Source organism: Pararhodobacter sp., from assembly GCF_036802785.1.
In the GTDB taxonomy this organism is placed as follows: domain Bacteria; phylum Pseudomonadota; class Alphaproteobacteria; order Rhodobacterales; family Rhodobacteraceae; genus Pararhodobacter.
In genome coordinates this window covers 1-21,506 of the sequence record NZ_DAIRVN010000084.1, presented here as the reverse complement: position 1 = coordinate 21,506, position 21,506 = coordinate 1, and the positions used below count along the sequence as shown (strand labels likewise).

Here is a 21,506-nt window from a genome sequence, read left to right as displayed (position 1 = left end):
TCACCTTAGCACGGGCCGCAACGACGAAGATGACCCCCATGTTTTGTCCACTCCCGATCGCACAGGAGGTCCGGCCATGAGCGTCACCCTTACCGTCAATGGCCAGCGCCGCAGTTTCGACGGCGACCCGCGCACCCCGCTGATAGACCTGCTGCGCGGCCCGCTGCACCTGACCGGCGCCAAGGATGTCTGCCGCGAGGGGTTCTGCGGCGCCTGTACCGTCATGATCGACGGCCAGCCGGTTCCGGCCTGCCTGCGCCCGGTCGGAATGCTGGACGGGGCGGAGGTGACCACCGTCGAGGGCCTTTCAGCCCCGGATGCGCTGAACCCTGTGCAACAGGCCTTCATCGACCATGATGTGGTGCAATGCGGCATGTGCTTTCCCGGCATGGTCGTCACGCTGAGCGACCTGCTGAAAGCCAACACCACTCCCAGCCGGGCCGAGGTCAAGGCAGCGCTGACCGGCAACCTGTGCCGCTGCACCGGCTATGAGCGCATTATCGATGCCGTGCTTTCCCTCTCCACCACCGAAGAACCACCGCAGAGGCCCGCTCATGAACACCCCGTTTGACCCCGCCCGCGCCGTGATGGACTACCCGCGCCGCGATACGCGCGACAAGGTGACCGGGCGCACCCGCTACACGGTCGACAGCGCGGGCAGCGGCGCGCTGCACGGCGTTCTGGTCCGTGCCTCCAGCGCCCCGGCCCGCATTCTGCGCATCGACACCAGCGCCGCCAGCGCCATGCCCGGCGTCCATGCCATCGCCACCGCTGCTGACGCGCCGGGGCTGCACGGCATCGGCATCGCTGACCACCCGCTCTTTGCCACCGACACCATCCGCTACCCCGGCGAGCCCTTCGCCGCCATCGCCGCCGAAACGCCCGAACAGGCCCGCGCCGCCGCCGCCGCGATCGTGCTGGAGACCGAGGCGCTGCCAGCCGCCATCACCATGGCGCAGGCACTGGCAGAGGGCGCGCCGCTGATCCATCCTGACTGGCGCAGCTATGAAACCCTGACCGATGGCGCGCTGCGCGGCGGCAATGTCGCGTGGGAGGCGCGGGTGGATCGCGGCGATGTCGATGCCGCCTTTGCGCGTGACGATGTCACCGTGGTTGACAGCTGCTACCGCGTCGGCCGCCAGAACCAGATGCCGTTCGAGCCCCGCGCCGCCGTCGCCAGCTATGAGGACGGGCGCTACCACATCCACTGCTCCACCCAGGCACCCTGGACCGTGCGCAACGTCACCGCCACCGCGCTGGGTGTCCACCCGTCCCGCGTGCGGGTGACGGTTCCGGCGGTGGGCGGCGGCTTCGGCCTCAAGTTCGATTGCTCCATCGAGCCGTTTGCCGCGATCCTCGCGCATAAATCCGGGCGCACGGTTTCAGTGGTGAACCCGCGCGACGAAGAAATGCTCACCTGCCTGTGCCGCGAAAATGCGGAAATCCGCATCCGCTCGGCCATCGCCCCCGACGGCACCATCGCCGCGCGCGAGGCCGTGGTGCTGATGGATTGCGGCGCCTATGGCGGCGAGCAGGTCTTCCTGACCACGATGACGGCCCATACGCTGGGCGGCAACTACCGGCTGGGCGCCACCCGCCTCGTCAGCCGCGCGGTCTATACCAACACCCCGCCCAACGGCGCTTTCCGGGCCTGCAACGGCACCTATAACACCTTCGCGCTGGAGCGCCATACCGACGAGATCTGCGCCGCCATCGGCATGGACCGGCTGGCATTCCGCCGCCTGAACGTGCTGGGCGACGGCGACCTCGGGGCAACCGGGCAGGTCTTTCAGGGCGAGGTGCTGCGCCCCATGCTGGACCGGATGGAAACCCTGCGCGCCGGAAGCGGCAGCCGCCGCGCGCAGGCCGACAACCGCCTTTACGGGCGCGCCACGACAGTGGGCACATGGTTCATCTTCGTCGGCCCCTCGGCGGCCACCGTGAACCTGAACGCCGATGGCTCGGCCACGCTGGTCACCGCGGGCGTCGAGATCGGGCAGGGCACCATGATGCAGGCGCTGCCGCAGATCGTGGCGGCCAATCTGGGCCTCCACCCCTCGGATGTGATCGTCAAGACCGCCGATACCGACGCGGCAGGCCGCGATCTGGGCGTGGGCGGCGGGCGCACCACGGTGTCGATCGGCGCCGCCAGTCAGGCCGCCTGCGCCGAAGTGCGCGACAAGCTGCTGGCGGTCGCGTCAGAGATGCTTCAGACCAAGCCCGAAAACCTTGTGCTGACCAAAGGCCGGGTAGAGATCGCAGGCCACCCCGGTTCCGGCACCAGCATCGCCAAGGTGGTCGAACGGGCCGAGGCGCTGAGCGGCCCCATCGCGGGCAGCGGCGCCTTCACCGCGCCGGGCGAAAAGGCCATGCCGGGCTGCGCGGCGGGCCATTTCATCGACGCCATCGACATCCCGGTTTTCGCGGTTCATGACTGCGAACTGGCCGTGGACCCTGACACCGGCCATGTCGAGATCCTTGCCTACCGCGTGGTGCAGGACGTGGGCCGCGCCCTCAACCCCCGGGCGGTTCATGGCCAGATACAGGGCGGCGTGGTGCAGGGTCTGGGCTATGCGCTGTTCGAGGAGATGACCGTGAATGCGCAGGGCGCGATGGAGCAGGCGGGGTTTGAATCCTACCTGATGCCGCTGGCGCAGGATGTGCTGCCGGTCGAAATTGACCTGTATGAGGGCGCGCCCTCCATCGGCCCGCTGGGCACCAAGGGCGCGGGCGAGGTGCCGATCCTCAATGTCGGTGCGGTTGTGGCCTGCGCGGTCGCAGATGCCCTTGGCAAGCCGGTCGGCGAACTGCCCCTTACCCCGCCGCGCGTGCTGGCACTAATCGACGGGCCGTCGGCTCCGCTCGACCATCCGCATATCAGCCGCCGCTGGGCGGACAACATCCTGCCCTGACCGAAGCCCATTACAGAACGCCACGCCCGTTCATTTTCTGTCCAAAAATATCCCCGCCGGAGGCTCCCGCACCCGCCATACGCCCTGCGGTCGCCCCAGTGGCGATCAGCCCCCGAACCGCAATGTCGCATGCGTCGTCGAGGTGCAGGTACCCCCCGCACCCAGCACCGCCAGCGCATTGGTCGAAAAGACCGAGGTCTGCGCGATCTCGCGGTCAGAGAGGATGGACACATGGAACGTCACCCGCCCGAACCCGCCACCCTCACCACGCTCGTCGATCACGCGCGATGACCAGCGCCCGCCGCCACGGTTGACCCAATCCTGCGCAAGCGGGTTGTCGGCGGTCAGGGGTGCGGGGCTGAAGGGGCGCGGCCATCTGATGTTGCGGCTGACCGTCTGGCCGATCACCACCCCGCCACCCATCGCCGCTGCAACCTGGGGCGGGCAGCCGTCCAGCTCATGCCCCGTAATCGTCAGATGCCAAAGGCCGTTGCGGGGCAACCTGGCCTCGGACGGGTCGAATATCTCAGGATCACAAATGCCCTCGCCGCCGTATATCATGTCAAGGTCATGCGCGCTCCCGGTGCTCCAGGACATCACGCCATCCGCAACGACAAAGACCGGATGCGCCACGCCTTCGGGCGGATCGGTCGCAACGACCGTCGCCAGCGCGCCGCGCGTCTGGTTGGACAGATAGCAATGGCACCCCTCGCCTGAACGGCAGGTGGCAATGATCAGCCCGTCATCATTCACCTGCGCCTGCCCCGGCTGGGGCATCAGAGCAAGTGCGATCAGGAAGAGGAAAGGACGCATGGCATTCACTCCGATATGAAGCCGGGAAGAAGGAAGTTGAGAACGTCAGCGGTGCTGGCGCCATCGCGGGGCTGGATGGGGATAAGGCCTGCCTGCGGCGGGCTGCCAGCAGGACTGGCAGCAGGACTGGCAGCACCCGCGCCGGGAATGATCTCGGCAATCTGCGTCAGGTTGTGATCGGTCAGCCGCAAGGCCCATGGCCCCTCCCCCTGCGGGACATTCAGCATGACAACCGGGCTTTCCGGTGAAGCGCGGCTGCTGGTCTGCAAGATCGTGCGCGACGGGGTTCCCGGCCGCAGGAAGCCGACAATGCTTTCCTCAGGGATCATGCCGCGCAGCGAGACCTGCACCGCGCCACCCGGAACCATCGCCCCTTCCATCGAAATCACTGCCGGTCCGTCACTGCCGCCCGCAGGCACCAGCGGCGACGGCCCGTCGATGTCCAGCGCCACCCGCGCCAGAACCTGCCCCTCGCCGATGTAATGCAGCTCATGCGGGCCCGCGACATCCGCAGGCAGGCGCATCCGGCCGGTCATCGCCTCCAGCAGCGGTGCTTCGACCACCACGGCGCCGGAAGGCGCGACAATCGCCATCCGGTCGCTCAGCGCCATGCGGCCCACCGCCACCACGCCAAAGGGGCGATCCGGCACCGGGTTGGCATTGTAGCGCCAGAAGGAGGGCACCGGTGCTGCCTCGACCGGCGCGGGGGTCAGGGCGCGCAGGCTTGGCCCGTCGGTGTCGGACAGCGCCAGCATGTAATCGCCGGGCGCATCGGGCATGCGGATACGCACGCGGAAATCGTCGATCCATTCGCCGGTACCGGGCAACGCGCGGTCGCTGCCGGTGCGCAGCACAACCACCTGATCGCCCGGTCGCCTGTCATCGCCCCGTCTGACCTGCACCAGCACCTCGGCCCCGGCCAGATAGGGGCCATAATTGCCGAACCGCGTGCCGTCATCGGGTTCGATCGCCATGCTTCCCTGCCCCTCGGCATTGGGAACGGTGATCAGCGCGGCGCCGATCATCGCGCCATCGGCATCGAGATAGCGCAGTTCATAGTCCCCGGGGATGGCGGGCACCGGCAGCACCTGATCCTGCCCGCCCAGCCATTCTTCCGCCCCCATCGCGAAAAGTGGCGGTCCGTCACGCTCCCATTCCGGGTGCAGCTCGAAGCTGCCGTCGAACCCTTCGGGTGCGGTCACCGTCACGCCGAAGTAGCCCGGCGTTCCGGCGGTGGGCGGGTTGGCCGAAACCTCGAACTCGTAGGAGAACACCTGCGGCGACAGCCGCACCACCTGCGCATCCGGGCCGAAAACGATCTCCACATCGCGGGCAAGAAACTCCCGCCCCTGATATTCGGCGCGGATGTCGTAGCGGTTGCCGATCCGGTAGGGCTGGCGCAGCTGCTGCACGGCATTGTTGTATGTGACGATGTCCATCGCATCCTCGCCCGCGGTCAGCCGGACCTCCATGGAGACCTGCGCTTCCTGCGGCACGCCGGGCAGTGCGACGGCCAGTCCGCGGAACTCGTTCACCTGCGCCTGTTCCTCGACGATCCGGAGCGACATCGACAGCGGCACCGCGGCTGCAGCAGCGGCGGCCGGACCGTCGCGCCACAGGCACAGCCCGCCGGCTACGGTGGACAGGCAGGGTCCGTTGTCGGCCAGCCATTGATGCGGGTTCAGCATGATCATCGCGCCATCCGGCCCATGGAATTCCGCACGGGGATGGGACAGCGGGTTCGCGCCGGCGGTGGCGCTGATCCATGAGGGTTCGGTCATCGACCAGCCCTGTTCCAGCGTCACCGACAGCCGCTCGATCACCACCTCGCAGCGTGGCTCGGTGCAGGTGAAGGCGAATTCGGGAACGTAGTTGTTGCCCGAGCCGTAAGCCGCATCCTGCCACAGCGCCAGATCCTCGGCCACGCCGGTGCGCCACAGGGCGACCGGCAGCGAATGCTGGCCGCTGCTCATGGGGCCGACATAGCCCATGCCCTGCGGGCCCAGTGCCAGCCTGAAGGGCTCTGGCGCGATCTGCGGCAGTGCGAAGGTGATATAGAGGCTTTCAAACTGCATTGTCACCGATGTCAGATCGCCGGTGATCACCTGCCCGCCCATCGCCGTGCTGGTGGCGAAGGTGCCGATGTAATCCTGCCGCTCATCCGTCAGCCGCAGGTCGACCTCCATCATCACCATGGGCGGGTCGTTCACCTCGCGCGGGGGGATACCCCAGACGGTCCACGCGCCCTCCAGTGCGCCGTCGAGCGAGGTGGGTTCCCTCTCCAGCGTGAAATCATTCGGCTGGCCGGGAAAGATTTCGACCCACGCCGAGAAGTCCACATGCCCGGGCATCTGCGCCAGGATCAGCCAGTTCCCCGGCTCGAAGCTGCCGGTGACGACCGCGCCCGCACTGCCTGGCGACCAGATCTCGGACGACATATCGGAGTCCTGCGGCGTCGCCCTCCACGAGACAGGGCCGTCCGGCACATCCGCTGGCAGGCGGAAGGTGGCAGGCACCTCGGCGATGCTGTCCTGCGTGGCGTCGCCCCGCGTGGCCTCGGTGGCCTGCGCTGCCAGATCGGCGCTGGTGGTTGCGTCGGCATCCTCGAATGGGATGCCCACGCCGAAGCGGCGCGAGAACATGACTTCGGTGGCCGAGGCGTTGAGATAGCGCAGTTCGTATTCGCCCGGCTCATCGGGCGCCTGTACCCTGATAACGCCGTTCTTGCTCAGGGCGAAATCCCAGCTGTAGCTTCGGAAATCGCTCACCGGCTGGTCCGGTCGGGCGACCGTAAGCCGCTCACCGCCCTGTTCAGGCCCGCGAAACCGCACATTGAAGCGGCTGCCCGGTTCGACCGAGCCGATCGGATCGAAGCCCATGGCGGGGGGCACCACCTCGACTGCCTGTCTGGCAATGACGCCCTGGCCACCCCTTCGGATGATAAGGTCGTAAAAACCCGGCTCGCTGGGCGCCGTGCGCGTCACCGGATTGCTCGGTCCACCGTCCCGCATGACGTTGATCGGCCCGAAACCGGGGGACGAGGGCGCGCCGTCCTCGCCCTGCGGCACGAAGCCGAGGTAATCCGCCCAGCTTGCCTCGCCCCGCCAATGGATGGTGTAGATGAACCCCGCCTCGGCCCGGTCGCCGATGTCAAACGCGGCTTCCGCTTCCGGCTGCGGCTCAGGTTCAGGCTCAGCCACAGGTTCCGGCACTGCCGCGCTGACCTGTTGCAGCGCCTCGGCCAGTTCAGCGCCTGAGTTGGTCTCGAACAGCATGCCCCCGGTCTGTTCGGTGATGCAGGAAAGCGCCTCAACCTCCACCCGGGTCAGGCCGAAGCCGACGACATGGGCGCGGATGTCGATGCCCTCGGCGGCCAGACGGGCGGCCAGCGCGCAGGGGTCACCCTCGCAGGTTTCCAGCCCGTCGGTGACAAGGATGATATCGGCGGCCTCAGCCGTGGGCGGGATCTGGTCGCGCGCCATGGCCAGACTATCGGTCAGCGGTGTCATCCCGCGCGGCATCAGCGCGCGCAACCGGCGCTCCAGCTCGCCCGGGGCGGTCTGGCCCATGGGCGCGATCACCTCGATATCGCCGCAATCGCCGCGCCGGTTGTGACCGTAAGCGATGACCGACAACGGCACGGCGCCATCGCGGGTGGCGAAATAATCGCCTATCACATCGCGCGCCACCTCGATCCGCGTCAGATCGCCCTCAACGCGGTTCCACATCGAGCCGGAGGCATCGAACACCAGCACGCTCACCCGCTCGGCAAGGGCAGGTGTGGTCAGCCCGCAGGCAAGGGCGGTTATCGTCAACAGGCGCGAAAAGATCATGCGCGTTCTCCGGTCGGAAGGGAAAGGGCGGCATTCACATGCCGGTTCACAATGGCAAGGTCCGAGGCAAAGGCGGGGATCAGCGCAGCGCCCTCCAGCGGTTTCCAGAAAGGAGGCGGCTCAAACGCGCCGTCAAACTTGGCAAGGGGGGTCAGCACGGCGCAGTAGCCAGGCATCAACACCACGCTGGGGCGCAACCCCTGCCCCGGCGCCACCTCAGCCATGCCGTGCGTTGCGCAGCGCGCCTCAGCCTCCAGCGCCGCAAAGGCAGCGCGGAACGCCGGTGGGAGCAGCGGCGCACCGGGGCTGGCAAAGACGCTGTAGCGGGCATCGAAAGCGGCATCGCCGGTCGGTTGCGGTTGCAACCCATGGGTCTGCGCGGGGGCGTACTGCAAGGCGGGCGGCGCATCGGTGCCGGTGATCGCGGTGATGAAGGGCACCTCGGGCACCGATGCGGGCCATTCCAGTTCAACCACTGTAAAGGCAGTGCCCTTGCCGCTGCTTTCGGTGTTGCCGTTGCGCCCGCCAAAGGTGAACCCGATGCGCGAGGCGGCGACCTTGCAGCCATCGCGCTGCCCGCTGATCCGCATATCGACGCGCTGCGCAAAGATCCTCGGCAGCAGCTTCCAGCGCGTGGCATCGGGCGCGTCTGAATCGCAGCGAAAGCCCATCAGCTCCCCGGCGATGGCATCCAGCAGCAGCGCGCGCGCCTCGGTACGGGGCTTTTTCTGTGCCTCGCCGAACATCAGCAGAAGGGCAAAGCCCACGCCCCCGGCCATCAGCGCCAGCCCCACCGGCAGGCTGCCCATGGCCCCCCAGCCCAGCAAAAGCCCCGCCGCGCCCGCACCTGCCACGCCCAGCCGCAACCGCTTCTCAGTCTCGGCCACAAAGGCGCGCCGCGCTTCCTCGTGCCGGGCAAGGGCGGGGCTCAGCCGTGCTTCCAGTGCTTCGGTCTGCGCGCGGCTCAGCGTGGCAACCACCGGGCGTGGCGCATCAGGCTGGCCGAACTGCGCCTCCCGCACGGGGCCGAGGTAGCGCGAGACAAGGTCCACGATGGAAATAGCGCCGCTGCCGGACCGCTCTGTCATCAGATCAGTTTCCATGAAAGGGAATGCAAAATACCTGAAATTACCGTGCATGAACAAAGGATCGGCGCAATTTTCCCGCCGCCGTGGCCACAAAGGGTTAGCGAATGCGCCGCTTGTCTGGCAACCTGTGGAAATCCTTAGGGCCCTGACGATGCTGAACCTGCGCCACCTGTCCGACCTCTTGCGCGCCGCCGGGCCGGGAAAGGCATGGCAGGCCTTTGCCATTTTTGCGGGCGATCTGGGTTTTGACCGGATCATCCGCTATGACCTTTCGCAGGACATTCCCACCGTGCTGACCACCTTCGGGGATGACTGGCAGCGCCATTATCAGGACAGAGATTACAGCCGGATCGACCCGTTCTTTGAGCATTGCTGCAAACCCGGCATCCCGGTCGCCACCGGCGCGGCCTATCTTGACGATTATGACTACCTCGCGCCCGCTCAGCGCAAACTGGTGCTGGAGGCGCGAGAGGCCGGGTTCAACGCCGGTTTCTCGCTCGTTCTGCCGGACCAGGACACCTGCGCATGGAATATCGGCTCCAGCCTGCCGCGCAGTGATGTTGAGGCGCTGCGCGCAGAACTGGCCCGCGCCCTGCCGCTGGCCCTGCGCATGGTCAGTCTGCACCTCAACCCCGGGCCTGCCCTGACCGCGCGCGAGGCTGAGGTGATGCTTTTGCTGGCCGCAGGCAACCGGGTGCAGGAGATTGCCCATGCGCTGGGGCTGGCGGTGGTCACGGTCGATCTGCATCTGCGCAATGCCCGGACCAAGCTGGGGGGGCGCACCCGCGATCAGGCGCTTCTGAACTTTGCGCTGGGTGCCGGAGGCCCTACCGCGCCCGCGCCAGCAACACGCCGCCCGCAATGATCAGCGCGCAGCCCGCCAGCGTGGCCGCGTCCGGCCTTTCGCCAAAGGCGACAAAACCCAGCAGCGCCGCGAACAGCAGCCAGGAATAATCCACCGGGCCGACAACCGAGAGCGGCGCGGCGCGGTAGCCGCGAATGGTGCAATATTGCGCAAAGACGGCAACCGGCCCCAGCCCGATACAGACCAGCGCCACGCTCAGGCTGATCTTCTGCCAGGTCAGCCAGGCGGGAAGCGCGATAAGACAAAGGCCAAAGAAACTGACATACAGCATCACGGTGACCGGCCGCTCGCGCAGCCCCAGAAGCCTGATCAGCAACCCCTCCACCGCCAGCAGCAAGGCACCGGCAAAGGCCGCCAGCGCGGGCCAGAGGGGCAGCGCCTGATGAAAGGCGCCCCTGCCCAGCAGCACCACCGTCACCCCCACCAGTGACAGCGCAACCGCCCACAGATGCGCCCGCCCCGGGCGCTCGCCCAGAAACACCACCCCCAGCAGGATCAGCAGCACACCATAGGTCATGCCGATCGCCGTGGCATTCGCCAGCGGCATATGGGCCGAGCCCCAGGTGATCGCCACCGCCGCCCCGCCGCCGCATACCGCGCGCAGAAAATGGGTCAGCGGCTGGCGGCTGCGATGCGCGGCAAACCCGCCATCCCCGCGCACCAGCCAGATCACGGTCAAAAGCCCGCCGACATAGCGCAGAAGGGTCAGTTGCAGCGTGCCCACCGCGCCGTCGGCCAGTTTGGCGGCAGCGAAAATCAGCGTCCACAGCGCCGTGCTCAGCAACACCCACAGGATCGCGGGCAGATAGGTCATCTGGCGGAACAAGGTGCTGGCCTCCGGTGTCAAATCCCGTCAACCTGTGCAATTCTACAACCTTGTTTGCAAACGAGTTGATTTCACCCTGCACGAGGAAAACTGATGCAGCCCTTCAACCGTATCTCGCTCAATGCGCTGCGGGTATTCACCACCGCCGCCGAATGCGGAAGCCTCAGCAAGGCGGCGCTGCGGCTGGGTGTCACGGCGGGCGCCGTCAGCCATCAGATCCGCGCGCTTGAGGGGGCGATGGGGGTGACGCTGTTTCACCGCGCCAACAACGCCATCCGCCTGACCGAAACCGGCGAAACCCTGTTCCGCCAGTCGCTTCCCGGCATTCTCGGCCTTGAGCGCGCGGTCGAGGCGGCGATATCGGGCGCTGTCGAGGTGTCGGTGCAGGTGCCTGTGACGCTTGCCACCCGCTGGCTGATCCCCCGGCTTGAGCAGTTTCGCGCTCCCCATCCTGACCTGCGCATCCGTATCGAAACCACCGGCGGCACCGGCTTTCCCACCAGCACCGGGGCCGATTTCGCGCTGGCCTATTTCCCCCTCGCCACCGCCCCCGCCGATGCCGAGGTCTTTCTGGAGGACCGTTGCCGCCCCTACCTGTCGCCCGCCCTTCTGGCCCGTATCACCGATCCGCGCGATCTGGCCTGCATTCCGGCGCTGCAAAGCGCCAGCGAGAACTGGGACTGGGCCTGCTGGCTGCATGAAAGCGGCCATTCCACCACGCGGCTCAGCTATTCCGGGCGCTTCGATATGGACGATGCCGCCCTGCGCGCCGCAATTGCCGGGCTGGGCATGGTTCTGGCCCCCGAATTCATCATCCGCGATGATCTGGCCGACAATCGCCTCTGCCCGCTGCCGGACTGCCCTGAGGTGCGGCTGGGCGCCTATGTTCTGCGGCAGAACGGCCCCGGCACACGGCAGACAGAGATCTTCCTCAGCTGGCTGCGGGAATGCCGGGCTTAGGCACGGCGATGGCTCAGCCGTTCCAGACCACCGCGCCGGTATCGGCCAGATCATAGCCGCCCAGATGCGCGGCGCGGCTGGCGAAGGCCTCGGTGCGGGCAAAACCCAGCAGCGCCTGCACCGGCGGCTCAAAATACGCGCGCCGGGTCATCACCAGATCAAAGCTTTCGTCATTCACCAGCGGCAAAAAGCCCAGAAGCCCCGCCGCCGCCTGCAACCCCAGCCCGCAATCGGCCTCGCCGGTCTCAATCAGGGCGGCAAGGTCGGCATGGGTTTCCGCCGGGCGCGCGGCGGTGGTCAGATCACCCGCTGTCAGCCCGGCGCGCGCCAGCAGCACGTCGAGCAGGCGCTGTGATCCGGCCCCCTCGGCCCGCGTGGCAAAGCGCAGCCCGCGCGCCACGGCGTCCTGCAGCCCGGTGATGCCCAGCGGGTTGCCGGGCGCGGTGATCAGCCCCTGCGCGCGCCGTGCCCAGTGGATCATCACATGCCCGGACCCCGGCAGATGCGCCCTGACCGCCGCCAGATTCCACTGCCCGCTGTCAGGGTCCAGCAGGTGGCAACCGGCCAGCACCGCCCGCCCCTCAGCCAGATCGGCCAGCCCCTGCATCGAGCCGCGCGCCAGCACCGCCAGCCCGGTGCCCGCCTGCCGCAGCGCCCAGTCCAGCAGTGGGTCGTTCGACCCGGCATAGATGGGTGGTGGCGGGGCGATGCCGGTTCCCGGCAGCTCTGTCTGCGCCTCCAGCCAGGCATCGACCAGACGGCGCGGGAACAGCAGCTTGCCGGTCGCACGGCTGAACGGGATGGTCTGGCGCGCGACCATCTCATAGATCGTGCGCTCTTTCACCCGCAGGTAACCGGCCACCTCGGCGGTAGTCATCAGGCTGGAGGGGGCGGGTTGGGGCAGCGTCTCCTGCATAACAATGCAATTTCCTGCAATATTTACATGTTTGAATTCTAGTGCGTTTTTTGCTTCACTTCCATAACTTTCTGCAAAGGATTCCCACACTGGAAAGCCCCTTCGCCACCGCTTTTGCCCTGATCACCTCTGCCGATGCCGCCCTGATGCAGATCATCGGGCTGTCGCTGCGCGTGACGCTTACGGCGGTCACCATCGCCTGCCTGATCGGCCTGCCACTGGGGGCCGGGCTGGCGCTGGCGCGGTTTCCGGGCCGGGGAGCGGTGATTGTGCTGTTCAACGCGCTGATGGGCCTGCCGCCGGTGGTGGCGGGGCTGCTGGTTTACCTGACGCTCTCGCGCTCGGGGCCGCTGGGCGGGCTGGCACTGCTGTTCACCCCCACGGCGATGATCATCGCCCAGACCCTGCTCATTTTGCCGATCATCGTCTCGCTCACCCGATCGGTGGTCGAAGACCTGTGGACGGAATACCGCGAACAGCTCCGCTCGCTGGGCGCGGGCCGCCTGCGTGCCGTGCCGACCCTGCTGTGGGACGGGCGGGTATCGCTGCTGACCGGGGTGCTGGCAGGCTTTGGCCGCGCCTCGGCCGAGGTGGGCGCGGTGCTGGTGGTCGGCGGCAATATCGCCGGGCACACCCGCACCATGACCACCGCCATCACGCTGGAAACGGCGCGCGGCAATCTTGGCCTTGCCGTCGCGCTGGGGATGATCCTTCTGGCGCTGACCCTTGCGCTGAACGCCGTCGCATGGGGCGCAGGGCAATGGGCGCGGGGGCGGTTGGGATGAGCGGTGATATCCTCCCCCTCCGGCTGGAGGCCGTGGGTTACGCGGTCAACGGCACGCCGCTTCTGGCGGATATCTCAATGAACGTGCAGCCGGGGCAGCGGCTGGTGATCATGGGCGCGAACGGCGCGGGCAAAAGCCTGCTTCTTCGCCTTTGCCACGGGCTGATCGACCCCACCACCGGCCAGCGCCACTGGGCCAGCAATGAAGTGCGCGCGCAGGCGCAGGCGATGGTGTTTCAACGCCCCGTGCTGCTGCGCCGCTCGGTCGCCGCGAACCTTGAGTACCCGCTCACCCTGCGTGGCCTGCCCCGCGCCACCCGCCGCGAAACCGTCGCGCGCACGCTGGACCGCTTTGGCCTGACCCCGCTTGCCGACCGTCCCGCGCGCCTTTTGTCAGGCGGCGAACAGCAGCGGCTGGCGCTGGCCCGTGCCTGGGCGATGTCCCCGCAGGTGCTGTTTCTGGATGAGCCGACTTCGGCGCTGGACCCCTCTGCCACCCGCGCCATTGAGGCGATGATCGAGGGCTTCTCGGCCGATGGCATCACGGTTGTGATGTCCACCCATGATCTGGGTCAGGCCCGGCGGCTGGCGCAGCAGGTGGCTTTTCTGCACCGCGGGTGGCTGATCGAACAGCAGCCCGCCAAGCCCTTCTTTGCGGGGCCGAAAAGCCCTGAGGCCCGCGCCTTTCTGGCGGGCGATCTGATCTGGTAACCAATGGGAGAGAGAACCATGAAACCGAACCGCACCACCCTTCTGGGCTTTTCCTCAGCCCTTGCCCTGCTCATCGCCCTCCCCGCCTCGGCGCAGGAGTTCATCACCGTCGCCTCCACCACCTCGACCGAGAACTCGGGGCTTTTCACCCATATCCTGCCGCTCTTTCAGGAAGAAACCGGGATCGCGGTGCGCGTGGTCTCGCAGGGGACCGGGCAGGCGCTTGAAACCGGTCGCCGGGGAGATGCCGATGTGGTTTTCGTCCATGCCCGTGCCCAGGAGGAAAGCTTTGTGGCTGAGGGCTACGGCGTGCAGCGCTTTGACGTGATGTATAATGATTTCGTCATCGTCGGCCCCGCTGATGACCCGGCAGGCCTGCGCGTGGCTGAAACCGCCACAGACGCCATGGCCGCAATCGCCGGAACGGGCGCCGCTTTCGCCTCACGCGGGGATGACAGCGGCACCCATGTGGCTGAGATGAACCTGTGGGAAGCGGCGGGGGTTGAACCGGCGGGGAACTGGTACCTCTCCACCGGCTCAGGCATGGGGGCCACGCTGAACACGGCAGCGCAGGTTCCCGCCTATGCGCTCACCGACCGGGGCACATGGCTGTCCTTCCAGAACCGCGGCCCGCTTGAGATCGTGTTCGAGGGGGATGCGGTGCTGTTCAACCCCTATGGCATCATTCTGGTGAACCCTGAGCGCCACCCGCATGTGAAGGCCGCAGAGGGGCAGGCGTTTATCGACTGGCTCATCTCACCGACCGGGCAGGAGGCCATCGCCAGTTACACCGTCAATGGAGCGCAGCTTTTCTTCCCCAGCGCGGAATAACGCCGCCGCAAGGGCCAGCGCCGGAACAATCCTGCGGTTCCGGCTCTGGCCTTTGGCGCCATTCTGGCCCATGTCTTGGGCATGAGCGGCCTGACACCCCTTGATACCTGCCTTGCGCAGGCGCTGAACGGCGCGCAGCCCGTCGCGCCCGAAACCATCGCGCTGGCCGGGGCGATGGGCCATGCGCTGGCCGGTGATCTGCGCCTGCCCCATGACCTGCCCGCGCGCCATGAAGCCCTGCGCGCGGGTTTCGCCGTGCAGGCATTGGATCTGATGGGCGCCAGCCCGCAACTGCCCGTGCCTCTTGGCACCGCGCAGGCGCTGACCCCCGGCATGCCCCTGCCGCCCGGCACCGATGCGATCCTGCCGGAGGACGGCACTGAAACCACCGGCCCGCTGCGTCAGGCCATTCAGGCGCTCAACCCCGGTGAGGGGGTGCGCCGCGCGGGCCATGACGGGCGTGCGGGCGATCTGATCGCGCGGGCAGGCCAGCGGCTGACGCCCCGCCACGGGCTGCTGGCCGGGCTTGCGGGCCTTGCTCAGCTGCCCGTCCGCCGCCCCCGAGTGCATGTTGCGCCGGATGTGCCGCAGGCGGGTTTTGTCCGTGATTGGGTGCAATTGCTGGGCGCGCTGATCAGCGATGACAGCCCGCATCTGACGCTCCGCGCCGCCCTTGATGACCGGCCCCGCCTTGCCCTTGCCCCCGGCGACACCGCATGGCTGGCGCGTGACGGCGACGCGCTGACCCTTTCCCTGCCTCCGCGCTTTGACGCGCTGGTCGCGGCACTTCTGGCGCTGGGGCTGCCCGCGCTTGCCATGCTTTCCGGCATGACACCGGCCAGCATCACCCGCCCGCTTGCGCGCAAGGTCACCTCGGCTGTGGGACTGTCGGAGCTGGTGCTGCTGAGCGCCGCCGAGGACACGTGGCAGCCCCTGCCCGCCGGTTCCCTGACCGTAAGCGCGCTGGCCCGTGCCAGTGCCTTCGCCCTCATCCCCCCTGACAGCGAGGGGGCACCGGCGGGTGCGCTGCTTGCCGCAACCCCCCTCGACACTGCTTTCGGCTGACCCATGACCAACCCCCCGCCCCATCAGGACCAGTTCCTGAACATCCTGTCGCGCGATGCCGCCGAAGCCGCGTTTCTGAGCGCCCTGCAACCGCAGCCGCTGGGCCATGAGCCCGTCGCGCTGGCCGGACTGCCGGGCCGCGTGCTGGCGCAGGATATCGCCGCGCCGGTGGATGCGCCCCCGTTTGACCGCGCCACGGTTGACGGCTTTGCCATCCGCAGCGCCGACCTGTCCGAGGCATCAGAGGCTGAGCCGGTCACCCTGCGCCTCAACCCGGAAACCATTGCCTGCGGCACCGCGCCCGCGCTGACTGTCGCGCCCGGCACTGCGACAACCATCGCCACGGGCGGGCCCCTCCCTCGCGGGGCGGATGCGGTGGTGATGATCGAACATACCGAGCCGGAGGGCGATGGCATCGCCGTGTCCCGCGCGCTGGCCCCCGGCAGCCATATCTCTTTCGCAGGCTCCGACATTGCGCGCGGGCAGACCCTGTTGCGCAAGGGCACCCTGATTGGCGCGCGTGAAGTGGCGATGCTGGCCGCCGTGGGGCTGGCCTTTGCGCCGGTCTGGCGCAGGCCCAGGGTGGCGGTTCTGTCCACCGGCGATGAGCTGGTGCAGCCCGGCCAGCCGCTTCCCCCCGCCGGGGTCTATGATTCCAACGGCCCCGTCATCGTCGCCGCCCTGCGCGAAAACGGCTGCGAGGCGGTGCATCTGGGTGCTGTGGCCGATGACGCGGCAGCGCTGTCAGAGGCCGTGCGCGCGGCATTCGCCAGCCATGATGCGCTGATCCTTTCGGGTGGCACTTCCAAGGGGGCGGGCGATCTGACCACGAAGGTCATCGCCGGGCTGGGCGCGCCGGGGATCATCGCCCATGGCGTGGCGCTGAAACCCGGCAAGCCGCTGTGCCTTGCGGTCTGCGATGGCAAGCCGGTGGTGGTGCTGCCGGGCTTCCCCACCTCGGCCATGTTCACCTTTCACGAACTTGTCGCCCCGGCGCTGCGGGCGATGGCAGGCCTGCCGCTACGCGGCACGGCGCGGGTGGCGGCCACGCTGCCCCTGCGCCTGACCTCGGAACTGGGGCGCACCGAATTTGCCATGGTCGCGCTGACCGAAGGGCCGGAGGGGCTGGTTGCCCACCCGGTCGGCAAGGGTTCGGGCGCGGTGACGGCGTTTGCGCAGGCCGACGGCTTTGTGACCATCCCGGCGCTGACCGACACAATCGCCCCCGGCACCAGCGCCGAAGTCACGCTCTTCGGCCCCCATGTCACCCCGCCCGGCCTCGCCATCATCGGCAGCCACTGCACGGGGCTTGACGCGGTGGTGGGCCGCCTGTCTGAGCGTGGCATCAGCGCGCGCATCCTTGCCACCGGCTCACAGGGCGGGCTGGCGGCGCTGCACCGGCGCGAATGCGACATCGCGCCGATCCACCTGCTGCACGCTGAAAGCGGCACCTACAACGCGCCCTTCCTCAGCGAGGGCATGCGCCTGATCCCCGGCTGGCGGAGGATGCAAGGGCTGTTGTTCCGCAAGGGTGATGCACGCTTTGAAGGGCGCGACCTTGGTCAGGCGCTGGCGGCGCTGCTGGCCGATCCGCAGGCGATCATGGTCAACCGCAATCAGGGCTCCGGCACCCGCGTGCTGCTGGACCGGCTGCTGAACGGCACCCGCCCGCAGGGCTACTGGAACCAGCCGGCCTCCCACAACGCCGTGGCAACCGCAATCGCCCAGAACCGCGCCGACTGGGGCATGGCGATCAGGCCTGTGGCGCAGGCGCTTGGGCTTGGCTTTCTGCCGGTTGCCGACGAGCATTATGATTTCGCGGTCTGGGAAACACCGCGCAACCCGGCGACCATAGCGGCCTTTGAGGCGGCGCTGAGCGAAAGCGCCGGGGCGCTGGCGCAGATCGGCTTTGAACGCTGAAGCGGGGTCAGCCCTGCTCCGGCGCGGCCTCTGCCATATGGGCAAGTGCCGCAATCACCAGCGCATCCAGCCCCGCGCCGCCCTTGGCGGCATGCGCGCGCAGGGCACTGATCATCCGCGGATCCCAGAAATCACTCAGATGCGCGGCGACACGCTCTGCCTGATCGCCCCCCGGCTGGGACTTGAAGAAGGTGGCGATCTGGTTGGCCATATGGACCAGCTTGTCAGGCAACATCGGACACCTCGAAACGAATGCGATGGGGGTGTGAATACACATCAAACCCGCCCCCGCGCGCGAAAGCGGCAAGGGTGATCCCGGCCCCCTCGGCAAGGCGCAGGGCATGGGCGGTGGGGGCTGACACGGCGATGATCACCGCTGAGCCCGCCATGGCGCATTTCTGAACCAGCTCCACCGACAGGCGACTTGTCACCACCAGCGCGCCGGTGCCCGGGTCATCCCCCTGCCGCACCATCGCGCCGATCAGCTTGTCGAGCGCGTTGTGGCGGCCGACATCCTCGCGCGCCAGAACGATCCCGGCGCCCGGGCGCAGGAAACCCGCCGCATGGGTGGCGCGGGTCTGATCATGCAGCGGTTGCTGCGCGCGCAGGGCATCCGCCGCGCCCATGACATCGGCGCGCGTCAGCCGCAGGGCCACGCCGGAGACATCGGGCAGTTCCCGCCCCGCCTGTTCCAGACTGTCGATACCGCACAGCCCGCAGCCCACCGGCCCCGCCATGAACCGCCGCCGCGCAGCCAGCGCCGCGCTCCGGTCCGCGCGCAGCCAGAACCGAGCCTCGATCCCCTGCGCCTGCTCGGCCACCTCGAATTCCTCGATCTGGTCCAGCCCGCTGATCACGCCCTCGCTGAGCGCAAAACCGATGGCGAAATCCTCGATATCACCGGGGCTTGCCATCATCACCGCCAGCGTCGCGCCGCCAAAGACCATGGCAACCGGCACCTCTTCGGGCAGCGCGCGGCAGACCGGATAGGCCCCCTCGCCCTGCACCGACACCCCCCGCGCGCTGACACTTCTGGCCCAGACCATCGCCCTACTCCGCCGCTGGCAGAATACGGCGCGCGCGGGCCGCATGGGCTGAATAGGCCTCCTGCCAGTCCGACGGGCCGTTCGACTGGCTGACCTGCACCGCCGTCACCTTGTATTCCGGGCAGTTCGTCGCCCAGTCGGAATAATCGGTGGTGATGACATTGGCCTGCGTATCAGGGTGGTGGAAGGTGGTATAGACCACGCCGGGGCTGACACGGTCGGTCAGCGTGGTGCGCAGCGTGGTCTCGCCCGAGCGGCTGGCCAGCTTCACCCAGTCCCCCTCCTTGATGCCGCGAACCTCGGCGTCATGGGGGTGAACCTCCAGCACATCCTGATCATGCCAGACCACGTTTTCGGTGCGCCGCGTCTGCGCGCCGACGTTGTATTGCGACAGAATGCGCCCGGTGGTCAGCAGCAGCGGGAAACGCGGGCCCGTGCGCTCATCCGTCGCCACATATTCGGTGACGATGAACCGCCCCTTGCCGCGCACGAAGCCATCGACATGCATCAGCGGCGTGCCCTCAGGATGCGCCGCGTTGCAGGGCCACTGGACAGAGCCCTTCTCCTCCAGCATCGCGTAATCGACACCGGCAAAGCTGGGCGTGGTCAGGGCGATCTCATCCATGATCTGGGCGGGATGGGTATAGCGCCAGTCGCCGCCCATCGCATTGGCCAGCATCTGGGTGATCTCCCAGTCAGCATAACCATTGCGCGGTGCCATCACCTTGCGCACCCGGTTGATGCGGCGCTCAGCATTGGTGAAGGTGCCGTCCTTTTCCAGAAAGGTCGAACCGGGCAGGAAGACATGCGCGTAATTCGCGGTTTCGTTCAGGAACAGGTCATGCACGATGACACATTCCATCGCCGCCAGCCCGGCGGCCACATGCTTGGTGTCAGGGTCCGATTGCAGGATATCCTCGCCCTGACAATAGAGGCCCTTGAAACTGCCGGTCACGGCAGCATCCAGCATGTTGGGAATGCGCAGGCCCGGCTCTGGGTCAAGCTCCACACCCCATGCCTGCTCGAACACTGCGCGCACTTCGGGCAGTTTCACATGGCGGTAGCCCGGCAACTCATGCGGGAACGAACCCATATCGCAGGAACCCTGCACGTTGTTCTGCCCCCGCAGCGGGTTCACCCCCACGCCCCTGCGCCCCATATTGCCGGTGAGCATGGCAAGGTTGGCAATGGCCATCACCGTGGTTGAGCCCTGACTGTGCTCGGTCACGCCCAGCCCGTAATAGATCGCCCCGTTGCCGCCGGTGGCATAAAGCCGGGCGGCGGCGCGCAGTTCCGCGGCGGGCACGCCGGTCAGCAGTTCGGTCGCCTCGGGGCTGTGGCGCGGGTCGGCGACGAAATCGGCATAATGCAGAAACTCATCCCAGTCGCAGCGGGTGCGGATGAAATCTTCGTTCATCAGCCCCTCGGTGACGATGACATGCGCCAGCGCGGTGATCACGGCCACATTGGTGCCGGGGCGCAGCGCCAGATGGTGCGCGGCCTTGTAATGCGGCCCCTCCACCGTCTCGGTGCGGCGCGGATCGATGACGATCAGCTTGGCGCCCTGCCGCAACCGCTTTTTCAGGCGGCTGGCAAAGACCGGGTGCCCGGCATGCGGGTTCGCGCCGATCACCACCGCCACATCGCATTCCTCGACCGAGTCGAAATCCTGCGTCCCCGCCGAGGTGCCGAATGTCTGCCCCAGCCCGTAGCCAGTGGGCGAATGGCAGACACGGGCGCAGGTATCGGTGTTGTTATTGCCGAAAACCGCGCGCGCCAGTTTCTGCACCAGATAGGTTTCCTCATTGGTGCAGCGGCTGGAGGTGATCACCCCGATGGATTTGCGCCCATGCTTCTCCTGCAGCGCGCGCAGCCGGGAGGCGGCAAAACCAAGCGCGTCTTCCCAGCTGACCTCGCGCCATGGCTCGTCAATGCGGTCACGGATCATCGGGTTCAGAATGCGGTCGCTGTGCTGGGCGTAGCCATAGGCAAAGCGGCCCTTGACGCAGCTGTGGCCCCGGTTGGCCTTGCCGTGCTTCCACGGCACCATGCGCACCAGCGTGTCGCCGTTCAGCTCCGCCTTGAACGAACAGCCCACGCCGCAATAAGCGCAGGTCGTGATGACCGAGCGGCTGGGCGTGCCCAGTTCAATAACCGATTTCTCCTGCAGGGTCGCGGTCGGGCAGGCCTGAACGCAGGCACCACAGCTTACGCAGTCCGAGGCCAGCGCATTGTCGGTCTTCGCGCCAAAGGAAACCCGGCTGTCGAACCCGCGCCCCTCGATGGTCAGGGCGAAGGTGCCCTGCACCTCTTCGCAGGCCCGCACGCAACGCGAGCACACAATGCATTTGGCCGGGTCGTAGCTGAAATAGGGGTTGCTGTCGTCCTTGGGCAACCATGCGCGGTTGGCCTCGCCGCTGGTGTTGCGGGCGGTGAAATGGTTGGCCAACGCGCCGCCCTCAGGTGCCGCGTAACGCACGTCGCGCAGGCCCACGGCCCCGGCCATATCCTGCAACTCGCAATCGCCGTTGGCGGCGCAGGTCAGGCAATCCAGCGGATGGTCGCTGATATACAGCTCCATCACCCCGCGCCGCAGCTTGCGCAGCTTGTCGTTCTGGGTATGCACCACCATCCCGGGCGCAACCGGCGTGGTGCAGGAGGCCGGGGTGCCCCGCCGCCCCTCAATCTCGACCACGCACAACCGGCAGGAGCCGAAGGCCTCAAGATTGTCGCTCGCGCACAGCTTGGGGATCGTAAGCCCGGCCAGCGCCGCGGCCCGCATCACGCTGGTGCCTTCGGGCACCGTGACCTCGAAACCGTCAATGCTCAGCGTGACGGGGGCACCTTCGCGCGCGGGGGTGCCCAGATCGCGGTCATCAAAGGGAATGATGAAATCTTTCATGCTGCGGCCCCGTGTTTCATCTTGCCAAAAATAC

At 67.6% G+C, this 21,506-nt stretch carries 17 protein-coding genes; 9 read left to right on the top strand and 8 right to left on the bottom strand.

Annotation, left to right across the window (positions count from 1 at the left end; all coding sequences use genetic code 11):
- The first annotated feature begins 76 nt into the window (after positions 1–76).
- Positions 77–571 carry a (2Fe-2S)-binding protein gene (locus V7Q53_RS20390; protein ID WP_333830673.1) on the top strand — a complete coding sequence of 165 codons (495 nt, stop codon included), beginning with the start codon at positions 77–79 and terminating at the stop codon, positions 569–571.
- The gene (locus V7Q53_RS20385) at positions 555–2,912 is read left to right on the top strand and encodes a xanthine dehydrogenase family protein molybdopterin-binding subunit (protein WP_333830671.1); all 2,358 of its coding nucleotides are present in this window, start codon (positions 555–557) and stop codon (positions 2,910–2,912) included. The genes V7Q53_RS20390 and V7Q53_RS20385 overlap by 17 nt, the downstream gene beginning before the upstream one ends.
- Before the next feature lie 105 nt (positions 2,913–3,017).
- On the opposite strand, the gene V7Q53_RS20380 is transcribed toward V7Q53_RS20385, so the two are convergent.
- Genes V7Q53_RS20380 through V7Q53_RS20370 form a run of 3 tightly spaced genes read right to left on the bottom strand, consistent with a single transcriptional unit; the run spans position 3,018 to position 8,646 of the window.
- Positions 3,018–3,725 (bottom strand): hypothetical protein, encoded by a 708-nt coding sequence (locus tag V7Q53_RS20380; protein WP_333830669.1) that lies wholly within the window; start codon positions 3,723–3,725, stop codon positions 3,018–3,020.
- Positions 3,726–3,730: 5 nt separating this feature from the next.
- Entirely contained in the window at positions 3,731–7,558 is a 3,828-nt protein-coding gene (locus tag V7Q53_RS20375) for a vWA domain-containing protein (RefSeq protein WP_333830668.1), read from the bottom strand.
- Complete coding sequence (locus tag V7Q53_RS20370; RefSeq protein ID WP_333830667.1) at positions 7,555–8,646, bottom strand: hypothetical protein; 1,092 nt, start codon at positions 8,644–8,646, stop codon at positions 7,555–7,557. Before V7Q53_RS20370 ends, V7Q53_RS20375 begins: the two co-directional genes overlap by 4 nt.
- A 151-nt stretch (positions 8,647–8,797) precedes the next feature.
- Between V7Q53_RS20370 and V7Q53_RS20365 the strand changes: the two genes are divergently transcribed.
- On the top strand, positions 8,798–9,511 hold the full coding sequence (locus V7Q53_RS20365; protein ID WP_333830666.1) for a helix-turn-helix transcriptional regulator: 714 nt from the start codon (positions 8,798–8,800) through the stop codon (positions 9,509–9,511).
- Here V7Q53_RS20365 and V7Q53_RS20360 read toward each other — a convergent pair.
- The gene (locus V7Q53_RS20360) at positions 9,474–10,337 is read right to left on the bottom strand and encodes a DMT family transporter (protein ID WP_333830665.1); all 864 of its coding nucleotides are present in this window, start codon (positions 10,335–10,337) and stop codon (positions 9,474–9,476) included. The genes V7Q53_RS20365 and V7Q53_RS20360 overlap by 38 nt on opposite strands.
- Positions 10,338–10,430: 93 nt before the next feature.
- Here V7Q53_RS20360 and V7Q53_RS20355 point away from each other — a divergent pair, with 93 nt between their 5' ends.
- A complete protein-coding gene (locus tag V7Q53_RS20355) occupies positions 10,431–11,297 on the top strand; it encodes a LysR substrate-binding domain-containing protein (protein ID WP_333830663.1) in 867 nt (288 codons plus the stop codon).
- 13 nt (positions 11,298–11,310) lie between these two features.
- Here V7Q53_RS20355 and V7Q53_RS20350 read toward each other — a convergent pair whose 3' ends face one another.
- Positions 11,311–12,213, bottom strand: a complete 903-nt coding sequence (locus V7Q53_RS20350) for a helix-turn-helix transcriptional regulator (protein ID WP_333830662.1) — start codon at positions 12,211–12,213, stop codon at positions 11,311–11,313.
- 80 nt (positions 12,214–12,293) lie between these two features.
- On the opposite strand from V7Q53_RS20350, the gene V7Q53_RS20345 reads away from it, so the two are divergent.
- From V7Q53_RS20345 to V7Q53_RS20325, 5 genes are all read left to right on the top strand, one after another.
- Positions 12,294–12,998, top strand: coding sequence for an ABC transporter permease (locus V7Q53_RS20345; RefSeq protein WP_442954458.1), 705 nt, complete (start codon positions 12,294–12,296; stop codon positions 12,996–12,998).
- Positions 12,995–13,708 carry an ATP-binding cassette domain-containing protein gene (locus V7Q53_RS20340; protein ID WP_333830661.1) on the top strand — a complete coding sequence of 238 codons (714 nt, stop codon included), beginning with the start codon at positions 12,995–12,997 and terminating at the stop codon, positions 13,706–13,708. Before V7Q53_RS20345 ends, V7Q53_RS20340 begins: the two co-directional genes overlap by 4 nt.
- An 18-nt stretch (positions 13,709–13,726) precedes the next feature.
- Positions 13,727–14,539: a substrate-binding domain-containing protein gene (locus V7Q53_RS20335; RefSeq protein WP_333830660.1), complete on the top strand. Its 813-nt coding sequence runs from the start codon at positions 13,727–13,729 to the stop codon at positions 14,537–14,539.
- 81 nt (positions 14,540–14,620) lie between these two features.
- Positions 14,621–15,604, top strand: coding sequence for a hypothetical protein (locus tag V7Q53_RS20330; protein ID WP_333830659.1), 984 nt, complete (start codon positions 14,621–14,623; stop codon positions 15,602–15,604).
- Positions 15,605–15,607: 3 nt separating this feature from the next.
- Positions 15,608–17,524: a molybdopterin biosynthesis protein gene (locus V7Q53_RS20325; protein WP_333830657.1), complete on the top strand. Its 1,917-nt coding sequence runs from the start codon at positions 15,608–15,610 to the stop codon at positions 17,522–17,524.
- 7 nt (positions 17,525–17,531) lie between these two features.
- Here V7Q53_RS20325 and V7Q53_RS20320 read toward each other — a convergent pair whose 3' ends face one another.
- The 3 genes from V7Q53_RS20320 to fdhF are packed head-to-tail and all read right to left on the bottom strand — an operon-like array spanning position 17,532 to position 21,472.
- On the bottom strand, positions 17,532–17,759 hold the full coding sequence (locus V7Q53_RS20320; RefSeq protein ID WP_333830655.1) for a formate dehydrogenase subunit delta: 228 nt from the start codon (positions 17,757–17,759) through the stop codon (positions 17,532–17,534).
- Positions 17,749–18,570 carry a formate dehydrogenase accessory sulfurtransferase FdhD gene (fdhD, locus tag V7Q53_RS20315; protein ID WP_333830654.1) on the bottom strand — a complete coding sequence of 274 codons (822 nt, stop codon included), beginning with the start codon at positions 18,568–18,570 and terminating at the stop codon, positions 17,749–17,751. The genes V7Q53_RS20320 and fdhD overlap by 11 nt, the downstream gene beginning before the upstream one ends.
- 4 nt (positions 18,571–18,574) lie before the next feature.
- Positions 18,575–21,472, bottom strand: a complete 2,898-nt coding sequence (gene fdhF, locus V7Q53_RS20310; protein WP_333830653.1) for a formate dehydrogenase subunit alpha — start codon at positions 21,470–21,472, stop codon at positions 18,575–18,577.
- Positions 21,473–21,506 lie beyond the last annotated feature (34 nt).